This is a genomic window from Paraflavitalea sp. CAU 1676 (assembly GCF_029223285.1).
Classification (GTDB): domain Bacteria; phylum Bacteroidota; class Bacteroidia; order Chitinophagales; family Chitinophagaceae; genus Paraflavitalea.
Map to the genome: position 1 here is coordinate 160025 of NZ_JARHUJ010000006.1, position 23697 is coordinate 183721.

General features: G+C 48.4%; 20 protein-coding genes. 14 read left to right on the top strand and 6 right to left on the bottom strand.

Going from position 1 to position 23697, the window contains the following annotated elements; all coding sequences use genetic code 11:
- Positions 1–74: 74 nt before the first annotated feature.
- From meaB to P2H89_RS20360, 4 genes are read right to left on the bottom strand one after another with little or no spacing between them, the layout of a single operon-like run.
- Positions 75–986: a methylmalonyl Co-A mutase-associated GTPase MeaB gene (meaB, locus tag P2H89_RS20345; RefSeq protein ID WP_275830278.1), complete on the bottom strand. Its 912-nt coding sequence runs from the start codon at positions 984–986 to the stop codon at positions 75–77.
- 21 nt (positions 987–1007) lie between these two features.
- Positions 1008–1811 carry a glycosyltransferase family 2 protein gene (locus P2H89_RS20350; protein ID WP_275830280.1) on the bottom strand — a complete coding sequence of 268 codons (804 nt, stop codon included), beginning with the start codon at positions 1809–1811 and terminating at the stop codon, positions 1008–1010.
- Between the two features lie 25 nt (positions 1812–1836).
- Positions 1837–2778, bottom strand: a complete 942-nt coding sequence (locus P2H89_RS20355) for a hypothetical protein (RefSeq protein ID WP_275830282.1) — start codon at positions 2776–2778, stop codon at positions 1837–1839.
- Positions 2775–4055 carry an O-antigen ligase family protein gene (locus P2H89_RS20360; protein ID WP_275830284.1) on the bottom strand — a complete coding sequence of 427 codons (1281 nt, stop codon included), beginning with the start codon at positions 4053–4055 and terminating at the stop codon, positions 2775–2777. Before P2H89_RS20360 ends, P2H89_RS20355 begins: the two co-directional genes overlap by 4 nt.
- A 197-nt stretch (positions 4056–4252) precedes the next feature.
- Here P2H89_RS20360 and P2H89_RS20365 point away from each other — a divergent pair, with 197 nt between their 5' ends.
- The 8 genes from P2H89_RS20365 (at position 4253) to P2H89_RS20400 (ending at position 13502) form a co-directional block, all read left to right on the top strand.
- Complete coding sequence (locus tag P2H89_RS20365) at positions 4253–4903, top strand: LON peptidase substrate-binding domain-containing protein (RefSeq protein WP_275830285.1); 651 nt, start codon at positions 4253–4255, stop codon at positions 4901–4903.
- 79 nt (positions 4904–4982) lie between these two features.
- Positions 4983–5714, top strand: a complete 732-nt coding sequence (locus tag P2H89_RS20370; RefSeq protein WP_275830287.1) for a type III pantothenate kinase — start codon at positions 4983–4985, stop codon at positions 5712–5714.
- Positions 5707–7008: a hypothetical protein gene (locus P2H89_RS20375; RefSeq protein ID WP_275830289.1), complete on the top strand. Its 1302-nt coding sequence runs from the start codon at positions 5707–5709 to the stop codon at positions 7006–7008. Before P2H89_RS20370 ends, P2H89_RS20375 begins: the two co-directional genes overlap by 8 nt.
- 3 nt (positions 7009–7011) lie before the next feature.
- Complete coding sequence (gene lptC / locus P2H89_RS20380) at positions 7012–7590, top strand: LPS export ABC transporter periplasmic protein LptC (RefSeq protein WP_275830291.1); 579 nt, start codon at positions 7012–7014, stop codon at positions 7588–7590.
- A gap of 594 nt (positions 7591–8184) precedes the next feature.
- Complete coding sequence (locus tag P2H89_RS20385) at positions 8185–8703, top strand: RNA polymerase sigma factor (RefSeq protein WP_275830293.1); 519 nt, start codon at positions 8185–8187, stop codon at positions 8701–8703.
- The gene (locus tag P2H89_RS20390) at positions 8696–9457 is read left to right on the top strand and encodes a hypothetical protein (protein ID WP_275830295.1); all 762 of its coding nucleotides are present in this window, start codon (positions 8696–8698) and stop codon (positions 9455–9457) included. The genes P2H89_RS20385 and P2H89_RS20390 overlap by 8 nt, the downstream gene beginning before the upstream one ends.
- Positions 9458–9467: 10 nt before the next feature.
- The gene (locus tag P2H89_RS20395) at positions 9468–10781 is read left to right on the top strand and encodes a DUF4097 family beta strand repeat-containing protein (RefSeq protein WP_275830297.1); all 1314 of its coding nucleotides are present in this window, start codon (positions 9468–9470) and stop codon (positions 10779–10781) included.
- A 279-nt stretch (positions 10782–11060) separates the two neighbouring features.
- Positions 11061–13502: a TonB-dependent receptor gene (locus P2H89_RS20400; RefSeq protein ID WP_275830299.1), complete on the top strand. Its 2442-nt coding sequence runs from the start codon at positions 11061–11063 to the stop codon at positions 13500–13502.
- Positions 13503–13597: 95 nt separating this feature from the next.
- Here the strand turns inward: P2H89_RS20400 and P2H89_RS20405 are convergent, their stop codons facing one another.
- The gene (locus tag P2H89_RS20405) at positions 13598–14158 is read right to left on the bottom strand and encodes a porin family protein (protein ID WP_275830300.1); all 561 of its coding nucleotides are present in this window, start codon (positions 14156–14158) and stop codon (positions 13598–13600) included.
- A gap of 412 nt (positions 14159–14570) precedes the next feature.
- On the opposite strand from P2H89_RS20405, the gene P2H89_RS20410 reads away from it, so the two are divergent.
- From P2H89_RS20410 to P2H89_RS20435, 6 genes are all read left to right on the top strand, one after another.
- The gene (locus P2H89_RS20410; RefSeq protein WP_275830302.1) at positions 14571–15092 is read left to right on the top strand and encodes a hypothetical protein; all 522 of its coding nucleotides are present in this window, start codon (positions 14571–14573) and stop codon (positions 15090–15092) included.
- A gap of 509 nt (positions 15093–15601) precedes the next feature.
- Positions 15602–16234, top strand: coding sequence for a TetR family transcriptional regulator (locus tag P2H89_RS20415; RefSeq protein ID WP_275830304.1), 633 nt, complete (start codon positions 15602–15604; stop codon positions 16232–16234).
- A gap of 19 nt (positions 16235–16253) precedes the next feature.
- Positions 16254–17309 carry an HlyD family secretion protein gene (locus tag P2H89_RS20420; RefSeq protein WP_275830306.1) on the top strand — a complete coding sequence of 352 codons (1056 nt, stop codon included), beginning with the start codon at positions 16254–16256 and terminating at the stop codon, positions 17307–17309.
- 131 nt (positions 17310–17440) lie between these two features.
- Positions 17441–19027: a DHA2 family efflux MFS transporter permease subunit gene (locus tag P2H89_RS20425; protein ID WP_275830308.1), complete on the top strand. Its 1587-nt coding sequence runs from the start codon at positions 17441–17443 to the stop codon at positions 19025–19027.
- A 37-nt stretch (positions 19028–19064) separates the two neighbouring features.
- The gene (locus tag P2H89_RS20430; RefSeq protein WP_275830310.1) at positions 19065–20375 is read left to right on the top strand and encodes a TolC family protein; all 1311 of its coding nucleotides are present in this window, start codon (positions 19065–19067) and stop codon (positions 20373–20375) included.
- A 917-nt stretch (positions 20376–21292) separates the two neighbouring features.
- Entirely contained in the window at positions 21293–22114 is an 822-nt protein-coding gene (locus tag P2H89_RS20435; protein WP_275830312.1) for an NAD(P)-dependent oxidoreductase, read from the top strand.
- On the opposite strand, the gene lysS is transcribed toward P2H89_RS20435, so the two are convergent.
- Positions 22111–23631, bottom strand: a complete 1521-nt coding sequence (lysS, locus tag P2H89_RS20440; RefSeq protein WP_275830314.1) for a lysine--tRNA ligase — start codon at positions 23629–23631, stop codon at positions 22111–22113. The two genes, P2H89_RS20435 and lysS, sit on opposite strands and share 4 nt — an antisense overlap.
- Between the last annotated feature and the right edge of the window lie 66 nt (positions 23632–23697).

A 23697-nucleotide genomic window follows, 5' to 3' on the forward strand; every position in this document is an offset into this window, starting at 1 on the left:
CCAAAACTACCGGCAACCCCACCCTGGGTAAAACCATTTCGGCAAATAGGTCGATCCGGGCGGTGAACCAGCATTTATAACCCTTCTACAAAGCGGTACAGGTTAAACCCATTATGTTTCAAGTGTTGTAAAATAGCCTGTTGCAGGAGATCTTTACGGATATCTTTCATCCGCTTTTGCTGAATGAGGTGGTAAGCTCTTTCCGTAAGCAACCAGGCCTTACGAACGTCATCATGGTGCTGGAGTAGCAGGTGGGAAATGGATTCAAAGAGTTCACCGATGCCCCGCTTTTGCGAAGCCACCGTTTTAACGACGGGCACGTCCCGTGTGTGTCCTCTGAAAGCTGGAGCCAGCATCAATCGCAGATTTTTTACAAATTGATCGGCATCGGGGCGGTCGGCCTTGTTAACCACAAAAATGTCGGCGATTTCCATAAGTCCCGCTTTCATGGTCTGCACCTCATCCCCGGCTTCGGGCACCAATACCACAACGGTAACGTCGGCCAGGCCGGCAATTTCGATCTCACTTTGACCAACCCCTACAGTCTCAACAATGATATAATCGAAAGTAGCCGCCTTCATCAGCTCGGTAATCTCGATGATCTTGGGATGCAGCCCCCCCAGCGAGCCCCTGGTCGCCAAAGAACGGATGAATACCTGCGGATCATTGTACCATGCACTCATGCGTATTCGATCGCCGAGGATGGCGCCCAGGTTGAAGGGCGAAGATGGATCGACACACAAAACGCCTACTTTGTTACCGGCGCCCGCAATAACGCCGATAAGAGCATCCACCAAAGTGCTTTTGCCGGCCCCGGGAGGGCCGGTAATACCGATGATCTTTGTATGGTGATTGACTGGCAGGGAAGCCAGGAGTTGCTCGTAGCCAGGTACCTCATTCTCAACCAGCGAAATTCCTCTGGCAATCTGCTTTACCGAATGCTGTTGAATGTCCACCAGTAATTGAGACCAGTTCGTGATTGCCATACCCTGCATACAATAAAACTATTACAAATATTGATCAATCCCTTTGTCGCAACGCGTTAATTTTTGCTGCATGGTCAATTCCATAACCTCGTCGTTCTTGAGCAAACGGCTACGGTCAAATTCCTTATGGTAGAGGTGATATACGATGCCTTGCAGTTTGAAAAACACTCTTTTGATCCCTAGATTATATAGACGGATCACCAGTTCAGTATCCTCGCGCCCCCACCCGCTGATCGCTTCATTGTAGCCGTTGACGGCAATAATGTCTTTTTTCCAGAACGACATATTGCACCCTCGCAAATTGAAAAGTCCCTTCTCTTTCTTAAAAACCTCAACCAGTCTGGCCAGTGCCGGAATGTGCAAAGCATTAAAACGATTGCGGATGCCCTGCTCAAAAAAAGAGAACAAAAGCTGCTTGTTGGCCAGTACTTCGTTCGAAAACTCCTCCGTGATCATGGCCCTGCTACCCCCAATAAAATAACCCTTCCGTGCAGCTTCCATATGATCCTTCACAAACAAAGGATGCAGAATAAGATCTCCATCGATCTGAATGAGGTAATCGCCCTTGGCCGCAGCCATCGCCTTGTTACGTATCATACCCAGTCTGAATCCATCGTCGGCATGCCATATATGTTGTAAGGGAACAGGGATAAGCGGGCGGTATTTTTCGATCAGCAGCCTGGTTTCCTCACCAGAACCGTCATCCGCAATCACGACCTCTGCTGGTAGCACTTGCTGTTGAATAACGCTCCGGAGGCAAAGCTCCAGAGCCGCGGGCCAGTTATAGGTGGCGATCAACAACGATATGGTGGGAGTGGAATTCATCAGGAATGGTTTATGCTTTTCAGCGCTATTTATTCAGCAATGTATAATTCTTGAACCCGCCTATTTGCCGGCCCCCCAAAAAGGTCTGCTCAAGAAAGGTCAGGATCCTGTATTTCAAACGGTCGTGTTTGTGGTCGCTGGGATGCGCGCGTTTTACGGTAAGCTCATCTTTCCAGTCAAACTTAGACATAAACGACCTCATCACCGCAGGATGGGTGCCTTTGAACAAAGTTCTTTTCGACAGGTCGCCATAATCAAAATCATCCTGCTGTGTTTTGAAATAAGCCTCGGCCGAAGCCTTGCCTTGCAGGTCGGCCACAAAAGAACGACGCTTCTTCTGCATCATACGTGGCGGTCTTACCCAACCATAATGATACACCGCGGCATGAGCCGGGGCTACTTTAAGCCGGAAGGTATCCGCTTTCTGAAAGTAATCCCTGCCATCGAATTGAGGAATACGTCGAAAGGACTGCGCATCGCGCCAGGAATGGATATCCGGCCTGTTCCGCACGATCCTGATCTCCTTCGGATACCAGACATGCGAAACAATATGATGATCATAATCGCCCCAAAAATGAACATAATCGAATACCAGCCCTTCTACTTCCTCATCGTGCAGCATTTCCTCACAGCGCGACCTGATCACAGGCAGGTATTTTTCATGTATCACTTCATCACTTTGCAGATAGAACAACCAGTCGCCGGTACACGCATTTTTGGCAATATCGGTTTGATGTGCATATTCACCACCGTGTGGATATTGCTCCAGGTCCCAAACAGTATGAACAATGCGTATTTTATCACTGTTAATAGATTCAATCTCCCGCTGCGTTTCATCATCAGCATCACAATTACCAAGTGCCACAACAAACTCATCTACGATTGGCAGGATAGACTCTATAGAGGCTTTCACCGGATAATAGAGTTTCGTTGCGTTCCTGACCATGGTAAATCCGCTAATCTTCATGAACTCATATTTTGATCACCGGCAGGCTTCGGCCTATTGCCTTCCACCCCGGGAAAAGGATAATGGTAATAAAATAGAAAAATAAAGAACCAGTAAAAAGTCAACTCCTGCTGGTACTCCATGGCCGTCTCCACCAGGCATACCAACATAAAATGTAAAATAACCAGCAGCAGTAAGGTCTTCTTTTGCCGGATGGCCGACCAGAGCGGTATGGCGATCAACGCCAGCAAGATCAGCAACCCAATCGCTCCCGACCGGATCGCCGTTTCCAGATATTGGTTGTGTGAATTGTAACGCTCGGGAACACCCAGCTGAAAATGCTTCTCTTCATACTTTTTTACCAGGGCATCACCGGCACCTTTCAATCCATAGCCAAGCACCGGCCTTTCCTTCCACAGTTCCAGGGCCGACTCCCAGGTAAGGCGCCGTACGGCCAACCCGTTCTGATCATCCACACTACCAGTGTATTTGTTCAATCTCAGCTCCGATAACCGCCAGCGCAGGTAGTAAAGATTGTCCGACAAAAAGAACACTACTCCCCCCATAACTATAATGACCAGCAAACTCTTTAACAAAGCCTTTTTGCGGTAACCGATATAAATCAGCAAAGACAGCATCACTAACAAAAATACGAAGATACCCATCTTCGACGCCAGCAGAAAAACCACCGTCAGCAGAAACGCACACACCGGCAGTACAACAAGCAGGGTTACCCTGATAGGTTTCTGGCCTTCGTAGAGGAAGTGGAAAAACAACAGCCAGGCAATGCTGGTCGTGCAGTAGTTAGAAAGGTAAACGGCATTCAGCCCCATCTGATACCCCAGGTAATGATAAAAAAAGAACCTGGAGTCTCCTGTATGACGGAAATCTATATAGGATTTTACAAGGCAGATAATACAGATCACCACAATCGTCGCCACAAACAGGTAACAGGCTCCGATCACTACACGAGCGGGCAGCCTGGGCATGGCAGTCATCACAAAGGGGAGGAAGAGAAAGATCGAATACGACTCCATATATTTGATCGAAAATCCCCCGCTCGAATCCCAGAACCAGGTAGCACATAACCAGAAAAAGAACAACAAACATAAAATCCAGTATTTATGCCGCCAGGCGATTTGCAACGACGTAGGAAATGGCGTATGAAAAAAGGAGATCACACAAAAAGCAACCATCGCCCAGCTATTGTAATTATTCTCGAGAGGAATCGTAATAATGACCAGGGCCAAAGCAAGGAATAATAAAGTATAGTTTTTTATAACCGGGGTGAATGTCATTTTTGGTACTATTATCGCCTGATTCAATACAATACGGTTGCAACAATCGGTCGGAAACCTGCCTGGGTCGTTTTTTTTGCGCCGTGAAAGTAACATAAAAATTGAAGAGCTTGGAGAACCACCAACTCTAAAAATTAGCATTCCGGAAGGGACAGGTTTGGCCCATAGCTCGTAATTTGCAGGTAACCACCAAAAACATGACCAATTTCATTCCCATATTCCCCCTTGGTATAGTGGTATATCCCGGCGAAAAAGTGCACCTGCATATTTTCGAACCCAGGTACAAACAACTAATCCAGGAATGCAGCGAAAGCAAGAAGCCATTTGGCATCCCCACTGTGGTAAATAATCGCTTGCAGGAAATGGGTACCCTGGTTCAATTAAGCGAGATCGTACAAACCTACGATAATGGCGAAATGGATGTAAAGACCCATGGACTGAAAGTATTTAGGGTGCTGGAGGTCATAAAACAGGTGCCCGATAAATTGTACAGCGGAGCCATCGTCAACTATCCCGACAACGACGAAGATGCCGGAAACCGCCTGCTCATGCAGAAGGTGATCTCCGGCGTTAAAGAACTTCACCGGCTCCTGAATATCAGCAAAGATTTCAAAAAGCCCGAAAACCTCCTGCAATCCTACGACGTAGCTCACCATGCAGGCCTCTCGCTCGAAGAAGAATACGAGGTACTGGGTCTGCTCAAAGAAGTCCAAAGGCAGGAATATATCAAACGCCACCTGCAGAAAGTATTGCCAATGCTCATGGAAATGGAACAATTGAAAGAAAAGGTGAAACTGAACGGCCATTTCCGGAACCTGTCGGCATTCGACCTCGATATCGACCTATAAATACCCCACCCCGCCTCGGGAAGGCAAGCCGGGATACCGCCGGTCCTTTCCTATATTCGTGCAAAATAAAATAAACCACTTGTCGCAAATAACCCTGTGCTTCGACTTTGGCAACACCCGGCTCAAGTGTGCCGTATTCGAAGGTGACCAGCTCAAAGAACTTATCGTCATGGAAAATGACCACGACGACACCATACAGGAACTCATCCGCCGGTACAGCCCTTCCAGGTCAATATTGTCATCGGTCATTGAACACAACCCAGCCATGGAAACGGCATTGGCAGCCACCACAAAGTTCCATAAACTGAACCACCAATCTAAATTGCCCATCACCACACCCGTTGGCAAACCGCAGGACATTGGGGCCGACAGGCTGGCAATGGTCGCCGCAGCCGTTCACCTGTTCCCCCAAAAGAACAACCTCGTGATAGGGCTCGGAACAGCCATCACCTATAATTTTATCAACAAATACCACGAATTCGTTGGCGGCAGCATATCACCAGGTATGGAAATGCGATTCAAATCGCTGCACCACTATACAGCAAAGCTGCCTCTGGTCGAAAAAGACTGGAATCTGAGCCTAATCGGCTACGATACCCGTACCAACATTTTGAGTGGAGTTATCCTTGGAATGGCGAAGGAAATCGACGGAATAATAGAATATTATGACGAAAAGTACACCAACTTTAACGTCATCTTAACCGGGGGTGATACACCCTTTTTTGTCTATCATCTGAAAAACAAGATATTTGCAGACCCTAATCTAATCTATAAAGGCCTTTATGCCATTAGTGAGCACAACAATGTATAAGAAAATCAATCTGTTAGGAATAGTCTGCTTATGTTGGCTCTCCTTTGCACAGGCACAAAACGAAAACTCACCGTACTCACGATACGGACTCGGCGACTATGTCCCCCAGCAGAATATCCTGAACCGTGGCATGGGTGGCGTTTCAGCTGCTTACTACGACTTCAATACCATCAACTTTATCAACCCGGCCTCCTATGGCAGGCTCCAGGCAACCACCCTCGATCTTGGTGTAGAGCTCGATAACCGCACCCTCAGGGCCAACAACCCTCCCCGGAAATATTCTAATTACAGTCCCAATATATCATACGTTCAGCTTGGCTTCCCCCTGAAAAAAGGCGGAGGTTGGGGTATGAACCTGGGTCTTAGGCCCCTCAGCCGGGTCAATTATCAGATCGGGCAGGCCGAAAGACTGAATCTCGGAGTACCCGGCGATACATTCGACATCAGCACTATTTATCAGGGAGACGGCGGATCCTATGAGGCTTACCTGGGAACCGGCGTAGCCATTACCAGAGATCTTACCGTCGGCGTGAACTTTGGCTATCTTTTTGGCAACAAGGACTACAGCACCAAAAAAGCCATCCTGGATACATTGGCTTATTATTATAAGTCCAACCACCAGACAACCACCAGCTACGGAGGTGTACTCCTCAATGCAGGTGTGCAATACACCGCCCGGCTCGATAAAAAACATTGGTTACGTTTCGGCGCATACGGCAACCTGAAACAAACCCTGAACGCAAAAAAGGATTACGTAGCCGAAACATTCGAATACAATTCCAACACCGGAGCGGCAGATACCATCGATGTGGCATACCGCGAAACGGCTGTGAAGGGAGACATTATCTATCCTTCCATGTTTGGAGCCGGCATACTCTTCGATCGCCTCGGAAAGTGGCAGATCGGGGTTGATTATGTGCAGCAAAAATGGTCGCAGTATAGCTATTACGGCGCCAAAGATTCTGTACAGGATGCCTGGCAGTTGAAGATCGGTGCCCAGCTTACCCCATCAGGAGGCAAAAACTATTGGAACTTTGTGAGCTACCGGGCTGGCTTCCAATTTGGCCAGGATTATATTAAGGTCGATCAGGACCTGCCCACCTGGACTTTTTCAATAGGAGCAGGTTTCCCCATGCGCAAACCCGCTTACACCAACCAGTTCTCGGTGATCAATACTGTATTTGAGGTTGGCCGTCGTGGCGACAACAAAAACCTGGTAAGAGAAAGCTTTTGGCGGATCGGCATAGGCCTTTCGTTGAGCGATATCTGGTTCCAGAAGTATAAGTACGACTAAAACATGCAAAGGCATACGATAACATATTTACTTCGCACAGCAGCTCTACTCCTGGGCTGCTTTTTTGTTTTGACCGCCTGCCAAAATGATCAACAGGAAGTAGACAAACTGTTTACGCGGAAGATCATGCTCGAAGAAGCCCGGCAGATCGAAAGCTTCCTCAGCGAAAAAGGAGTGGTGAAAGCCCGCCTCACAGCGCCCTTCATGCAACGCCGCGCCATCGACTCCGCATATATGGAATTTCCCAAAACCCTGCACGTCGATTTCTACGACTCCACCACAAAGATCGAAAGCACACTCGACGCCCGTTACGCCAAATACTTTCAATATGAAAGCAAGATATTGCTGCGCGACAGCGTGGTCGTCATCAACGTAGCCAATGGAGATACCCTGCGTACCTCCGAACTCTGGTGGGATCAGAATAAGCAGGAATTCTATACCACCGCCCCCGCACGGATCCATCAGCGAACCCAAACGATGTTTGCGCGCCAGGGCCTCAGGGCAGCCCAAAACCTGACCTGGAAAGAATTCAACCAGGCCTCCGGTACTTTCCTTACGTCCGACTCGACCTTCATGCAATAGATCCTGGTTTTTCCGTAAACAAACCTGTGAACAATTCCGCTATTGGCCCACATCCCCGCGCCAAAAAATCCCTGGCAAAAGATGTCTTTGTGCCTGCCTTTTTGCGTAAATTCAGGGAACAATAGACCTCCTCCCCACGCCACCAGCGGCGCTTCAAAAACTCGCAATTTCGACATCCATACTCCCACACCTTGTCGAGACCTTAACGAGACCTTGTCGAGACCTTATCGAGACCTTATCGAGACCCGCTCCCGTATCGGCCCAATACCGGCCAGTACCCGGCCAGCATCCAGCCATTACCGCAAATCATACTTACGATCACACCCCCCACCGATAACTCCCCGCCAGGCCCAATCCTTCAATCGCACCGGTTTCCATACGTGTACCAAAGATCGAGCGTCTCCACAATCAGTTTATTATCAACAAAATACACGCCAACAAGGCTCAACCCTACCCAGTATGCGCAGCCAGCACCAAATCCGCTACCTTGTGGCTGGAAAAAATAATTCAATCTACATTCCAACCTTTTATTAAGCGGCTGCTCTTATTAATAGCACGGCATTGGAAAACATAGCACACATACTAACGGCAATAGTGAGAAAAGCAACCCAGGGCGACGACGAAGCCCGGAGCCTGCTCTATCAGCAATTCGCTCAAAAAATGTTCAGTATCTGTGTACGTATGACCGGCAACCGGCCCGATGCAGAAGACATATTGCAGGAGTCATTCATCACCGCCTTCAACAGTTTGCACCAGCTCCGGGAGCAGCACCTGTTCGAACCATGGCTCCGCCGCATCATCGTCAACGAATGTATCCGCCACGTAAAGAAGGTGATCCGCTGGCAACCCGTCGAAGAAATTGACCTGCATGATGCCTGGTTGGATGCAGACAACTGGCTGCAGGGCATCAGCTTCGAACAGATACACCAGGAAATAAAAAGCCTGCCCGGTGGCTGCCGCGAAGTGTTCAACCTCTATGTGGTCGAGAATTACTCGCATCAGCAAATCGCCGAAGCCCTCGAAATAACCGTATCGACCTCCAAAAGTCAATACCACCGGGCAAGGCAACTTTTAAAAGAAAGGCTCTTAAAACAATTGTTACGTCATGGATGAAATTAAAAAATACCTCTTCGAGAACCGGGACGAACTGGACCTGGAGCGAGCGCCACGCCCGCAGGTATGGAAGTACGTCCAGCGCGAAACAAGTGTAGTGAAAAAGCCAGTGGTGCCCCTTTACCTTAAATGGGCAGCTGCAGCAGCTATCCTGGTGGCCGTATCTACAATGACCTGGTGGTGGGTGCGTCCGGCAGCACCGCAGACAACGGAGCCAGAATTGTCGGTCGTTACGCCCAAAATCAACAACATCCCGGAGCCGGCTCGCCGGGTGGGCTCATCTACTGGTACATCCTCTCAGCCGGAGATTGATGTAACCAACCCCGAACTGCCCGGCGACGCCATCACAGCAGGGGAAACAAGAAAACGGGAAAACCGCAAACGCAACCATAAGGAAAAACAAGCTGCGCCACAACAACCAGCTTCCCCCTTGGATTTGATCGAGGACAACTACGCCTCCATCATCAATTACCAGGTAAAAAAACTCGAGAAAACACCGATCTACATAGAAAGCGCCGGCTATTTCCACCTATTCAAAAAGCAATGGCTCGACCTGGAGCGTGATGAGAAAAAAGTTAAGCAGGACGTACGCCTGTATGGACTTAATGACAACCTCGTCAATCAACTCATCCAGCTCTATCAGCAAAAGTTATGGCTTTTGAAAGAACTGCAAACAGAGATCAACAAAATGAATGTACGGGCCTCACAACACCCGGACATTAAAAGAACCGCTCCGGCTTTTTTAAAACTGTAAAAAACAAGACATGAATAACAAGCAACTTATTCCGGCCGCACTGCTGGCAGCCTCCTGTTTCCTCGCAGGCACAACAGCCACACAGGCCCAGAAAACACTCACCAAAGAAGTTACTCAGGAGGTAGCTTCTCAAAAAGGATCCCTGATCCGCATCGTAGCATCATCACGCAAGGTCGTTATCAAAACATGGGACCAGCCCAAGGTAAAAGTAACCATGGAGCTCAATTACGACACCAGCTACCCACGCAAGAACAACACCGATGCAGAGTGGTTCGAAGCCCTGGGCGTAAATATTAAACCCTTCAGCAATCGCGTTGATATCCTTACTTCAGCCAGCGCCATCACTTCCGGTACCTATGCCGCCACACCCCGTAAAGGTGATGTTTACTATTCCGGTGACGACCACGTCATTGTTAAAGGCAAAGCAACAACGATCCCCGGACAGGTTTATCAGTCTGGCAGATTACAGGAAGTAGTAGTATCCGGATATGCCAAGGGTATGGCCAGGCCCAGCGTTTCTATCATGAATATCCTGGTACCGGCAGGCGTAAAACTTGATATTGAGAATAAGTACGGCGACGTGGTGATTGGAATGAATGTAGACGAAGCCAAACTGAAAGTAACCAACGGTGCACTCGATGCGCAGGATGTTAAAGACCTCAAACTGGAAGGCTCTTTTTGCAACGCCAACCTCGGCAATGTCGACAAGGCAGAGATAGAATTCGCCAACGGAACATTCAGGGCGCAAAACATCAACGACCTCGACCTTGATGCCCGCTCATCTACCTTCGAATATGAAAAAGGCAACTACCTGTATCTCCGCAGCCAGGCCGATAACATCACCATCGATGCCATCGACAAAATAGATGGCCGCAAAGTATACGGAAGCATCCGCGTCGATCAGCTCAACAACAGCTTTGACCTCGAAGGCAACAATGTGGATATCAAGTTCCGCAACATCGCACCTGAAGCGTCGCTCATCAAGATCAACAACAAATATGGTGATGTACGCCTGCCCGTGAAAAGCCTGAAGAATTATTATGTTGACTTCATCGGCAATTATTCAACGGTGTTCGCTCCATTCCAGAAAGAAGTGGTAAAGGAAGAAGAAAAGAAACCAACAGAAGGAGAAACTACCGGAACTGGCACTGCATCCAACAAGCTCGAAGAAGTGAAAGTGATAGGGTATGCCCGCAAAGTAGGCCCAACTAATTCGGTAGGAGAAGTAGCGCCCAGGCACTTTACCAGCGCAGTGGGAGACACCAAAGGAAAACACACCCGCATCGAACTGACCTGCCATTCGTGCACCGTCGACTTCAAATAATCACCGCTCGCTTTCCGCCATAACCAATAGCAACAAACAACAGGGAGCGGCTAACAACCGCTCCTTATTTCACCACCCTTTGGAAACAATTGCTTACCCGCTTACTGACCAGCCCAAAGAAATTCGTCAAGGATCCACACCCATTGATCAAGATTACAGCAATAGCCAGCATACAGCAACTAAATTAGCAGGCAGAAAGGATTAGCAGTAAGCACAGTAACAACTCCGGCAGCAGCAGTCCCCGGTCTCAGCAACATTCAAACAATCAAAAGTATAGCCATGATTTTTACAAAGAGAGCTTTGTACGGGAGTACTATATCACTCCTGTTGAGCTTCCTCACTCATCAAACATGGGGTCAAAACCAGGCAACTATCAAAGGAACAGTACAGGATAGCACACAAGCCAGGCCCCTGCCCTATGCAACAGTTGGCTTATACCAACTGAATAACCAGCAAAAACCCCTTCGCAATATATTCACTGACAGTAAAGGCAGGTACACATTCAGCAAAGTAGATACCGGTCGTTACATCATATTCGCCACCAACAGTGGATTCGGAGAAAAAGGCTCCCTCCCCATCCATATCACTGGCAGCAGCGCCGAAATAGAGATCCCCGCACTACAGTTAGGTATTGCCAGCACAACGTTGGCAGCCTTCACCCTAACCGCCCGCAAACCACTTATCGAACACAATGAAGATAAACTTACCTACAACGTAGAAGCCGATCCGTCCAATGCAGCACAAACAGCAACCGACGTGATGCGCAAAACACCCTTTCTATCGGTTGATGGAGAAGGCAATGTCCAGCTCAACGGACAAAGCAATTTCAAAGTCCTGCTCAACGGAAAGGAAACAGCCATGTTCAGCCGCAACGTCAAAGAGGCCCTTCAATCATTTCCGGCAAACCTCATCAAGAGCATCGAAGTGATCACCACCCCTTCTGCGAAATACGATGGCGAAGGAGTTGGCGGCATCATCAACATCATCACCAAAAAGAAGATAGTTGGCTACAATGGGAACATCGGAGTATTTAGAACAACCCTCGGCAATACAAACCTGAATAGCAACGCTAGCTTTAAGTTTGGGAAATTCGGCATCAGTGGCTACTATGGCATCAACCAGGTAAATGGCATTAAATTCAGGAACGCAGCAGTAACGGAATCCTTTAATCCGGTAGCCTATTCAAAGCGCATCTCCAAAGGCAACCGCACCATGAATAACTTCTACAACTACGGCAACCTCGAATTGAGCTGGGATGTCGATAGCCTCAATACCCTCAGCGGATATGGTTCGCTTACCGGAGGCTCCAACAAGAACCACAACGACCGCTACTTCGACGTAGTATCGCCCAACGGACAAGACACCGCCCGCACCCTCTTCGACGACCAGTTCAACTATAGTTACCCCTCCAGGAACTGGGGCACCGATTTCATTCACAAGTTCCGTCGAAACAAGGAGCAGGAGCTTACCATCAAAATGTTTCACGACTACAGCAACGACAAAAACCTGCAAAACAGCGATCAGCAAAGCCCCAATGGCCGGCGGTCTGTCATCAACGACAACAAATCGATTAACCGGCAAAGTACCTACCAGCTCGATTACATACACCCATTTAAGAATAAGATCAAACTGGAAACAGGACTCAAAGCCATCCTCCGTCATGCAGAAGCCGATTACGTAAGTCAGCAACGTTTTTCGCCCGATGAGAAGTTTGTTATCGACACCACCAACTCCGACAACTTCAACTATCGCCAGAACGTATTCGGAGGCTATGCCACACTTCGGTTTGCCATCAAGAAATTTAACTTCCGCATAGGCGCCCGTATCGAGCAAACGGTAGTAGACGGCGACTTTGTAAAATCGCACACTACCGTCAACCAGGATTACATTACGCTCATGCCCTCCTTCTTCGTATCAAGAAAGTTCGGCACCATGCACACCCTTTCATTATCTTATTCTAAACGGCTTAGCCGACCTTATATCTGGGACCTCAACCCATTCGTGAACAATACCGATTCACTGAGCCTCAACTTTGGCAATCCCAACCTTAGTCCGGAGTTATATCATAGTGTAGAATTGGGTTGGACCGTCCTCAAAGGGAAAACCAATATCAATATCCGCCTCTCGGAGAATTTTAGCAATACCCAAATAGCGCGGTATTCCTACTTCAACGATCAAACCGGCGTCACTTATTATACATCCGACAACATCGGCAGCTATTCATCGACAGGCTTAAGCGGAAATGTATCGGTATCCCCAACGGCCAAATGGCGCATCAGCAGCAATATCGGCCTCCGGTACGATTTTGTAAAGAACCGCCGCAATCCGGCGCAAAGGAACAACGGGCTTGGCGGATACGGAAACATCAACAGCAGCTATGACATCACCAAAAAAATAAGTGCTTTCGCCAATGCCAATCTCAATCGGGCACCTGCACAACTACAGGGTTACTATGGCCTCAACTATTGGTACAGCTTCGGATCCAATTTCAAGATGTTAAAGGAGAAGCTCACCTTAACGATCAACATCAACAATATATTTAGAAAAGATATAGAATGGAAAAGTTCACTGGGTGATAAGAACTTCCATACAACATCATGGAATTACCGCCCTGGCCGATCAGCCAGCATTGGCCTTCGCTGGAACTTTGGAAAACTTACCGAAAGCGTATCCCGCAAGCGGGGAGTCAACAATGACGATCTGCGCGCAAATAGCAACTGACGTCGTTTTTCTCATAGCCGTAAATTCCGAACGCTTAGTCGGAATGCTAAAGGCCGGGTGTCTACCCGGCCTTTTAACGTACAACTTCAATATTACTAATGCAGCCTTACAAACATACCCAATTGACCAACCCTGTTCATATTGGAAGTATTACCGTTCTTGGTAATATCGGTGAGGCCGGCGCCGTAGCGTGCATAAAAACCAATTTGCTGCGTTGCTGCTACGCCAACACCCAGGTTCACACCGACATCTGCTTTGCGATATCCGCCGTCAACTTCAACATCGTTGCCGCCGCCCTTCACCTTGGCAGAGGTTAAGAAGGAAAGCTGCGGACCAAACTCAAAGTATAGTTGCTTTACAGGATAGTATTGGATCATCACGGGCACCTGTATATAGCTAAGTGCCAAAGTGCGTTCACCTTCGCCCGTCTGATACTTTTGCCCTTGACCCGAATACAATAACTCGGGCTGAATGCACCAGCGGGAGTTCAACGAGTGATGCAGAAATAAACCCACGTGTCCGCTTACTCTATTGCTTCCATTGAAATTAGAAACATCTGTAAGATTGAGGCCCCCTTTAATACCAGGAGCTGTTTGCGCTTGAATAAAGCCTACAGAGCAGCAGGCAAGCGCTGCAAGTACGATTACCTTTTTCATAATGATTGTTTTTACACGATAGGTAAAACAAAGCACATGCCATCAACCGTTAAATCGCATTAGCAAAATGGTTATCAATACGGTATCGCTAGTGTTGTTTATGTATGGCCACAACACATTTCCTTTGTAAATAGGGGAAGTGTGGAATTGCTTTTGGGAAACATTATGCACAATAAAATACCACCTCTACTCACAATCAATTCATTGAACCTATGCTGCTGCTGATTTAGCACCTATGTCCATTTATTAAGCATTCAAATTATCCGGCACCCTCAGGTTTCGCCACTGGTAGCTTTTAAAAGCGCACTCAAAATAAATGGCAACCACAGGATAAAATCTGCCAAACACTCATTCCCGGAATTACCGCAACCGTTATTATCGTTCTTTTGTCACCGCAATACAAACCTTATCTATGAAGCAAGTGATACTAAGCGGGCTGTTGTTTACGGTGTTCATGTGGGCAGCCTGCTATTCGAGAGTGAGCATTGCCGATACGGAACATGAAAAGGCAGCCATCAAAGCAGTGATCGCGAAGGAAACGGAAGCCTACTACAAACAGGATTTCGAATCCTGGAAAAGTACCTATATAAATGAAGCATGGTTTCGCTCTTATGGTTATTGGGAAGGATATGCAGAAAAGGTTCGTAGTTACAATGGCTTCGAGGCGCTAAGGGATTTCAAGAAAAAGCAGTTTGAAGAGAACCGGACACTATGGGTTGGTTCAACCGAAGAAAGAAGCAATGAAAACCTGCGGGTACATGGCAACATGGCCTGGTACACATTCGATCAGGTTTCTTACGCAAAGGATACGCGCAAACTATTGGGCAGGTCATTAGAAACCAGGATCCTCGAAAAGATCGACGGGCACTGGAAAATAGCGTATCTCGGATTCCACTACCTGCCGCTACAAGACAGCAGTATAGCCATGAAATAAATCAGGGACTCAGTATATAGGCGTGTTTTTTACCCTGCCACCTCACCCGGTTGGCAGGGCTTTTTTTGCACTGGGCCCTTCACCTCGGGCGATCCCCCCTACCGTGCCCACAGCCCGCCTTTCTCCACACCCGGCCAGCCTCGTCCCTCCATAACGGCCCCACCCATCTGGCCCGTAACCATCCGTTCTCCGCACAAAGTTATCCTGGTCTCAGTGCATTCTGCACTCCGCCTGCGGGGCACGCAGTCCGCCTTTCTCCACCTTAAGCCATCCAGGTCCCTCCAAATCTGGCCGTCCGCCTACGCACCTGCATCCACTTTCATTCAAACCTTATCCTTGTCGCAACCTTCACCACACCAAGTGGTTATCACGTAACCACACTCCTATCCCACCCATGCCAAAGACCCCAATTCCCGTCCGGATAACAAATCAATAACAAAGAATCTCAATTAAACGATTGTTTAGTTTAAACGTTTGTTTAATTTTGTGGTGTCATAAAGCATTGCCAAATGAGCTCAGTAGAAAAAACAGATAAGCGGGAGCATATCCTCCTGGTAGCAGAAGACTTGTTCGCGGTGAAGGGATTTGATGGCTCCTCAGTGAGGGATATCGCCAACCAGGCAGGGGTTAATCTCGCTATGATCTCTTATTACTTCGGCTCGAAGGAAAACCTCCTCAAGGAGTTGATCGAGTTCAGGTTCAGGTCGTCGGTAGTAGCACTCGAAGAAAAAAGCAACGATCCCGGCATGTCGCCCTGGGAAAAGATCGAATGGATCATCGATTTCTATGTAGACCGCATCGTAAACAACCGGCGGTTTCACAGCATCATGACCCAGGAATACAATACCGCCCGCTCGGAAGAGATCAAAGAGTTGATCACCACGATCAAAATGCAGAACCTGGAGCGTATAAAGAAAATAATAGCAGAAGGGCAGAAGAAAGGCGTATTCCGTCAAATAGATGTAGAGATGACAATGGCCACAATGATGGGAACGATCACGCAGATCACGAACACCAAGAATGTCTATTGTGTATTGCTGCGCATCGATACAGCCGATGAAGAAGAATACAAAGCAAAGATCAACAAACGGTTAAAAAGCCACTTACGCGATCTGCTGCACGCACATCTTATAGGTAAATAATAGTAAACGTTTTATAGTTATGGAAAATCAACCGAACAACCCAACACCCAAAAAGAAGAAGTCGCCATTAAAACTTATCATTTTCCTGATCGTACTCGTAGTAGCGGGCTATTTCGGCTACAAAAAGATCAACTTTGCGCTCGGTCATGAAAGCACCGATAATGCACAGGTTGAAACACAACTCATCCCCGTGCTGCCCCGCGTGGCCGGCTATGTAAAAAGCATCGCCGTAAAAGACTACGATTCCGTGAAAGCAGGTCAATTGCTGGTAGAACTCGACGACGCAGAGCTTCAGACCCAATTGCTGCAGCTCGAAGCCGACAACCAGGCAGCCCAGGCCGACCTCAGCAATGCAAAAGCTGCTCTTAACAATGCATTGGTATCATTGCGTGTCAATAGAGGAGATATCGACATCAATCAGGTAAAGCTCGAAAAAGCACAGAAAGATTACACCCGTAATAAGAACCTGTTCGCAGAGTCGGCCGTTACCCAAAAGCAACTCGACGACGCAAAATACGATTACGAAACGCTCTCTAAAGAACTCGACAACAGTCACAATGACCTGGCCAGCGCCGAAAGCCGCATCAGCGTATTGCAGGCAGCCGTTCAAAAGGCACAGGCCAATATCGAAATAAAGAAAGCACAGATCGATCAGCAGAAATTGAAATTGTCTTACACCAAAGTATATGCACCCCAGGCTGGTAAAATTGGAAAGAAGAACATCTCCCTTGGACAATACGTACAATCAGGCGCACCCCTCTTCACCATCGTGAACGACACCACCTATTGGATCGTAGCCAACTTCAAGGAAAACCAGATCAACCGCCTTCACCCCGGCATGCCCGTAGATATTGAAGTAGATGCCTACCCCAACCTCAAACTGAAAGGTTCGGTAGAAAGTCTGAGTGACGCAACAGGCGCTCGTTTCGCCCTGCTGCCACCTGACAATGCCAGCGGCAACTTTGTGAAAGTAACACAACGTGTACCCGTTAAGATCGCCATCAATGATTTAACCCAATATAAGGAAGTACTGAGAGCAGGTCTTAGTGTGTACGTAAGCGTCCCACTGAATTAACAACAGATAGCACAACTGTCTTCACTTCGCAGGAAGAAAGCGATGTTCAGATTGCCATAGAACATCGAAAGGGGATCCCTTGTGCTCAAAACAGTTGAGACACCAGCTCAATTACGCATAACAAAAGATATATGTCCAGTCCAAAAGGATTTGCCAAATTTATAATAGTGCTCACCACCGTAACGGCCGCCGTTATGGAATTGATAGATACCTCTATCGTGAACGTGGGCCTGAGCGAGATGGCCGGCAGCCTGGGCGTCAACATTGAAGACGTAAGCTGGGTCATCACCGCCTATGCCATCGCCAATGTGATCATCATCCCCATGACCGGCTTCCTGGCTGAATACTTCGGCCGTAAGAACTATTACATAGTATCGATGATCATATTCACGGTCGCCTCCTACATGTGTGGGCAGAGTACCAGTCTCGTGGAATTGATCGTCTGGCGCTTTGTACAGGGTATCGGTGGAGGTGCCCTTTTATCTACCTCGCAGGCCATTCTCTTCGATGCCTTTAAGCCCGAAGAAAGGCCCATGGCCTCCGGTCTCTTTGGTATGGGATTGATATTGGGTCCCACATTGGGCCCTACCGTGGGTGGTTACCTGATTGAACACTTCTCCTGGCCCTGGATGTTCCTCGTGAACATCCCCGTAGGTATCGTGGCAACTGTGCTGGCGCTGATCTTCATAGACAGGAAGGAAGGAGAAGGAAAGAAGAAGGCACAAATGTCGGTAGACTATATAGGGATAGCATTGTTAATGGCAGGCATTGGCTGTTTGCAGTTTGTACTGGAGCGGGGCGAATCGGAAGATTGGTTCGCCAGTGATGCGATCAAAGTGTGCTCGGTACTGGCAGCAGTAAGCATTTTCGGATTTATTTATTGGGAGCTAAAGACCCCGTCACCGGTAGTGAACCTGCGGGTAATGAAGAAGCGGACCTATGCGTTCACTACCGTTTTTACGTTCGTGGCAGGCCTTGGGCTTTTTACTTCTGTATTCGTGTACCCGGTATTGGCACAACGCGTACTCGGCTTCTCGGCACTCGAAACAGGCTTGTCGCTGTTGCCGCCTACACTTGCCGGCGTAGTGATGATGCCGATTATCGGACGCATGATGAGTAAAGGCGTATCGCCGATCCCGTTCATCGTCGTAGGGTTTACGTTATTCACTATTTATTGCTGGACCAGCGCAGACGTGAGTCCCGATGTAGGCCGTTGGGCATTCTTTATCCCACTGCTGATCCGGGCCTTCGGTATCTCTATGTCGCAGTTGCCCCTGATCAACCAGGCAGTAGCAGGACTTCCGCCCAAAGATTATGCAGCCGGGATTTCGCTCAACAATATGATCCGTCAGATCGGTGGCGCATTTGGGATCGCCCTGGCCAACAACTTCATCAGCCAGCGTTATGCCCAGCACCGCAACGACATGGTGGCAAACACCTACGATGGAGCGCCGGCATTTACTGAGCGGGTTACGAACATTGCCAACAACATGATGACCCAAACCGGTTCCGATATTACGGCAGCCACCGCCAAGGCACACAAGATCATTGACCTGGCCGTAGATAAGCAGGCCTATTACCTCGCTTACCTCGATACCTTCCGGCTCATCGGTATATTCTTTATCCTGGTATTACCCTTTGTAGTTTTCCTAAGAGTAAAGAAGAAGCCAGTCGTAGATACCAAGGCTGTCAAAGAAGCCATGGAGGCAGCCCACTAAAAACAACAAAATGAATCGAACAAACATATCAAGTAGTATGAAAAAGATAGTAAGCGGAGCCTTGTTACTCCTGTTGATGGAGGCTGGCTTTGCACAGGAATCGCCCATCCGCGATGAACAATTAAAGGGCCTGATACAATCGGCCGTCACCAACTACCCCCGTATAAAGGAACTTGAGGAACAGCTCAAAGCCGATGATGTGAAAGGGGAGATCATCCGTGCAGGATACCTGCCAACAGTAAGTGCCGATGTCAATTACAATTTCATTGCGCCTTCACCCAAGGTGGAATTTGAAACTCCTGGCGGCAAAAGTTCTTTGGCGTTTCAGCCCTACAATAATTACAACGCAGCTGTGAGTGTAAGGCAGTTGATCTACGACTTTGGTAAAACCAAACTCAAGCTCGATCGCAATGAAGCCCAGCGGGACCTTAATGTGAATGGGATAGATAATACGAAGAACGCTATCGCCTATCAAACAGCACAGATTTATTACAACATCCAGTTCGTGCAAAAGGGTATCCTGGTGCAACAAGATCAGATCAACTCCCTTAAAGAGAACGAAAAGCTCATCCAAACCAAGATAAAGAACGGTGATGCACTGGAATACGACCTGCTCACAACCCAGGTGCGTACGGCCAATGCCACCAACCGCCTCAGCGACCTGCAAACCCAGCTGGAAAAGCTATATGTGCTGATGCAGTGGCTCTCGGGCGTGGATACCAGGGGTAAAATAGCCGCCAGCGGCACCGATACCTACCGCGAAGATGTGCTAAACCTGGTGCTGGAACCCGGCGACTGGAAGAAGACCAACTACGATGCCCAGCAGATCGAAAAGCAGATCGCCGTGTACGAGTATGATAAAAAGGAAGCCTCGATCGAGTCAAGACCCAATATCATGGGTTCCGCCAGCGGTGGCGTAAGGAATGGCATCCAGCCCGATATCGACCAGTTCCGGTTGAATGGCAACTTTGGAGTAGGCATATCCATCCCGATCCTTTCGTCCGACCGGCCCAAGCTACGCCAAAAAATGACGCAGGTGCAGATCGAGACCGCCCGAAAATCGATGCAAACGCTGGAGTCTACCATACAGAAGGACCTTGCCACTGTGCAGCAGGATTACAAAGGCATCCAGGAAAAGCTGGGCAACACCAACGTACTGGTAGTACAGGCGCAAAGGGCCTACAAACTGGCACAGGTGAGATTCAAAGAAGGATTGATCACCAACGTGGAATTGCTCGACGCACAAACCAATGTAGAGAACGCCCAGTTACAACAGGTTCAGCTTCAATACCAGGCACAACTGGATAAGCTGGAAAGCCATAAAGTAGTGGGCTCCAAAATATTCTGATGATCGTTGATTAGACTGGTCCTTACTGAGAGGGGACCATGTTTTAAAGGTGACGGCTACGCTTCTGCGTGGCCGTTTTTATATTAAGAAAACCAATTACATGAAAAATACGTTGGTTTACTTTACTCTGTCTTGGTTAGGCAGAGATGGTTTTGAGTGAGGACGGCCGCGCCTTTGCGTGGCCGTTTCTAATACCTTAATGGTCGCAAATCAGATAAGGCCTCCGGAAAGTTCAAGGTAGCCCACGCCCGCTCCCACCTGGGCACCCTCCCCGGGTCCCATTGCCTAAACATTGCCTGGCATGGCCTGGGTATTGCCTGAAGGGCCCAATTTCAGTTGTTAGTGCTCAGACAGTACCCGGAAGGGGTGCAGTGCCGTTTTGCCTGCATCACGGCTTGAAACTACCATTGCAGCTCAGATATGCCCAAAAAAAGAGCAGCCCCGAGGAAAAGCGGGGCTGCTCAAAAACTTTTGTACGAAACCTTACCAACAAAACTGGGTCATCAATAGGTACAAATTTTACTTCTTTCGTAGGATCTTGGACAACTGGACTTTGGATTTTAAACTGTGTTCATTGATAGATGCAGGACCCTGGTTGTTCGACGGCTTTTGGATTTTTGGACATCTCACCCGAAGGTTCGACTGGTTCTTTTCAAAGGATTTGGTCTGGATATTGGATCTGGTTTTCTGGATATTGGTGCCCTTGTATCAATCAATCAACAGTACAAACATAGAGACTAACCTATTAAGTTGCAATAGGATAATTGCTGCGATCTAAAATTTCGTTAAATACCGGGGTATTCGTAAAAATACTGTAGACCCTTTTCGTATAACCACTCTATATTTTAAATCCTACCATAAACCGATTATATTTATTCCTGTAACCAAAAGGCGTACATCTTTAAATCGCTTGTTATATGACATTTGAAAACAAAACGGTACTCATCACCGGCGGCAGCCGCGGCATAGGAAAAGCGATTGCTTTACGGTTGGCGCGCGAAGGAGCCAATACAGTTATCGTAGGAAAGACAGCAGAACCGCATCCAAAACTGGACGGAACTATCTATACAGCAGCAGAAGAAATAGCCAAGGCCGGCCCCGGAAAGGTACTCCCTCTGCAGGGAGATATCCGGTACGAAGAAAGTATCAAACAGATCGTACAATCCACCGTCGACACCTTTGGCGGCATCGATATACTGATCAACAATGCCAGCGCCATCAACCTGTCGCCCACGGAACAAACCGAGACCAAGCGCTGGGACCTCATGCATGGTATCAATGTACGTGGCACCTTCTTAATGTGTCAGGCTGCCATACCCTATCTCAAAAAAGCCCACAACCCACATATCCTCAATCTGTCGCCCCCCCTTAACATGGACCCCGGCTGGTTTGCCAAACACCTGGCCTATACCATGAGCAAATACGGCATGAGCATGATCGTGCTCGGACTGGCAGAAGAAATGAAAGCTCACCGCATCGGCGTCAATGCTTTATGGCCCAAAACGACAATCGCCACCGCAGCGGTACAAAACCTGCTGGGAGGCGATTTTCTGATGCAGCGGAGCCGCATTCCCGACATCGTGGCCGATGCCGCTTTTCATATCCTTGGCCGGCCATCTTTCGAATGCACCGGCAATTTCTTTATCGATGAAGAGATCCTGAAAGAACAGGGTGTTACAGACTTCACACACTATGCTGTAAACCCCGATCAGAAACTGATGATGGACTTGTTCATTTAATCATTCATCACTTCAGGGCGCATTTGCGGAAACAGCAGCACATCCTGGATGCTGGGCTGATTGGTCATCATCATGCACAAACGGTCGATACCAATACCAATACCGGCTGTTGGCGGCATACCGTATTCGAGCGCGCGCAGGAAGTCGTAGTCGATATACATCGCTTCATCGTCGCCACGTTCCATCAGCTTTACCTGCTCTTCAAAGCGCGCGCGCTGATCGATAGGGTCGTTCAGCTCGCTGTACGCATTGGCGATCTCCTTACCATTCACCATCAGCTCGAAGCGTTCTACCAGGCCTGGTTTATCGCGATGCTTCTTCGTCAATGGGCTCATCTCAACCGGGTAGTCGATGATGAAGGTGGGCTGGATATATTGCCCTTCCGCCTTTTCACCGAATATCGCGTCGATCAGCTTGCCCTTGCCCATGCTCGCTTCGGGATGAATACCCAGCGACTTACAGGTGGTCCGTAACTCAGCCTCATCCATATTGCTTACATCGATGCCGGTATGCTCCTTGATGGCATCGAAAATAGTTACCCGTTTGAAAGGTGCCTTAAAGTCGATGGTCTTTTCACCAACCTGTACCACCGTTGTACCATGCAGGGCAATGGCGATCTTTTCCATCAGCTGCTCGGTGATCTCCATCATCCAGTAGTAATCTTTATAGGCAGTATACCACTCCAGCACGGTGAACTCGGGGTTGTGTGTACGGTCCATCCCTTCATTGCGGAAGTTGCGGCTGAACTCATAAACCCAGTCGAAACCACCTACGATCAGCCTTTTCAGGTAGAGCTCATTGGCAATACGCAGGTAAAAAGGCACATCGAGGGCATTGTGGTGGGTGATGAACGGACGGGCGATCGCACCGCCGGGAATAGACTGCAGCACCGGCGTATCCACTTCGATGGCACCCTGGTTGTTCAGGTATTCACGGATCGTATTGATCAGCTTGGTACGTTTGAGGAAAGTATCCTTTACTTCAGGATTAACGATCAGGTCGGCATAACGCTGGCGGTAGCGGAACTCTGGGTCGGTTACCGCATCGAAGGTCTCCCCTTCTTTGGTCTCCTTCACGATAGGCAACGGCTTCAGGGACTTGGTAAGCATTACCAGCTCCAGCACGTGAACAGATGTTTCGCCTGTTTTGGTAGTGAAAACATATCCCTTCACACCGATGATATCGCCGATATCCGCCAGGTGCTTCCATACTTTATCATACAGGGTCTTGTCTTCACCCGGAGCGATCTCATCCCGTTTGATGTACAACTGGATTCTGCCGGTACTATCCTGCAGTTGGGCAAAATTGGCTTTACCCATATCACGCACACCCATAATGCGCCCAGCGAGGCATACATTGGCAAAATCGGCCTTATTTTCTTCCCCTTTGTAGTTGGCCTTGATATGGGCAGCTGTACTGTTTACGGGGAATAAGGGCGCAGGGTAAGGCTCAATACCGAGCTGTTGTAATTCTTTCAGTTTCTCTCTCCGGATGATCTCCTGTTCAGATAATTGCATGTAATAAAATTGAAATTTTGCTACCAATGCGGGTAAGCACCGGTAAAGCGGGTGCAAAAATAAGTA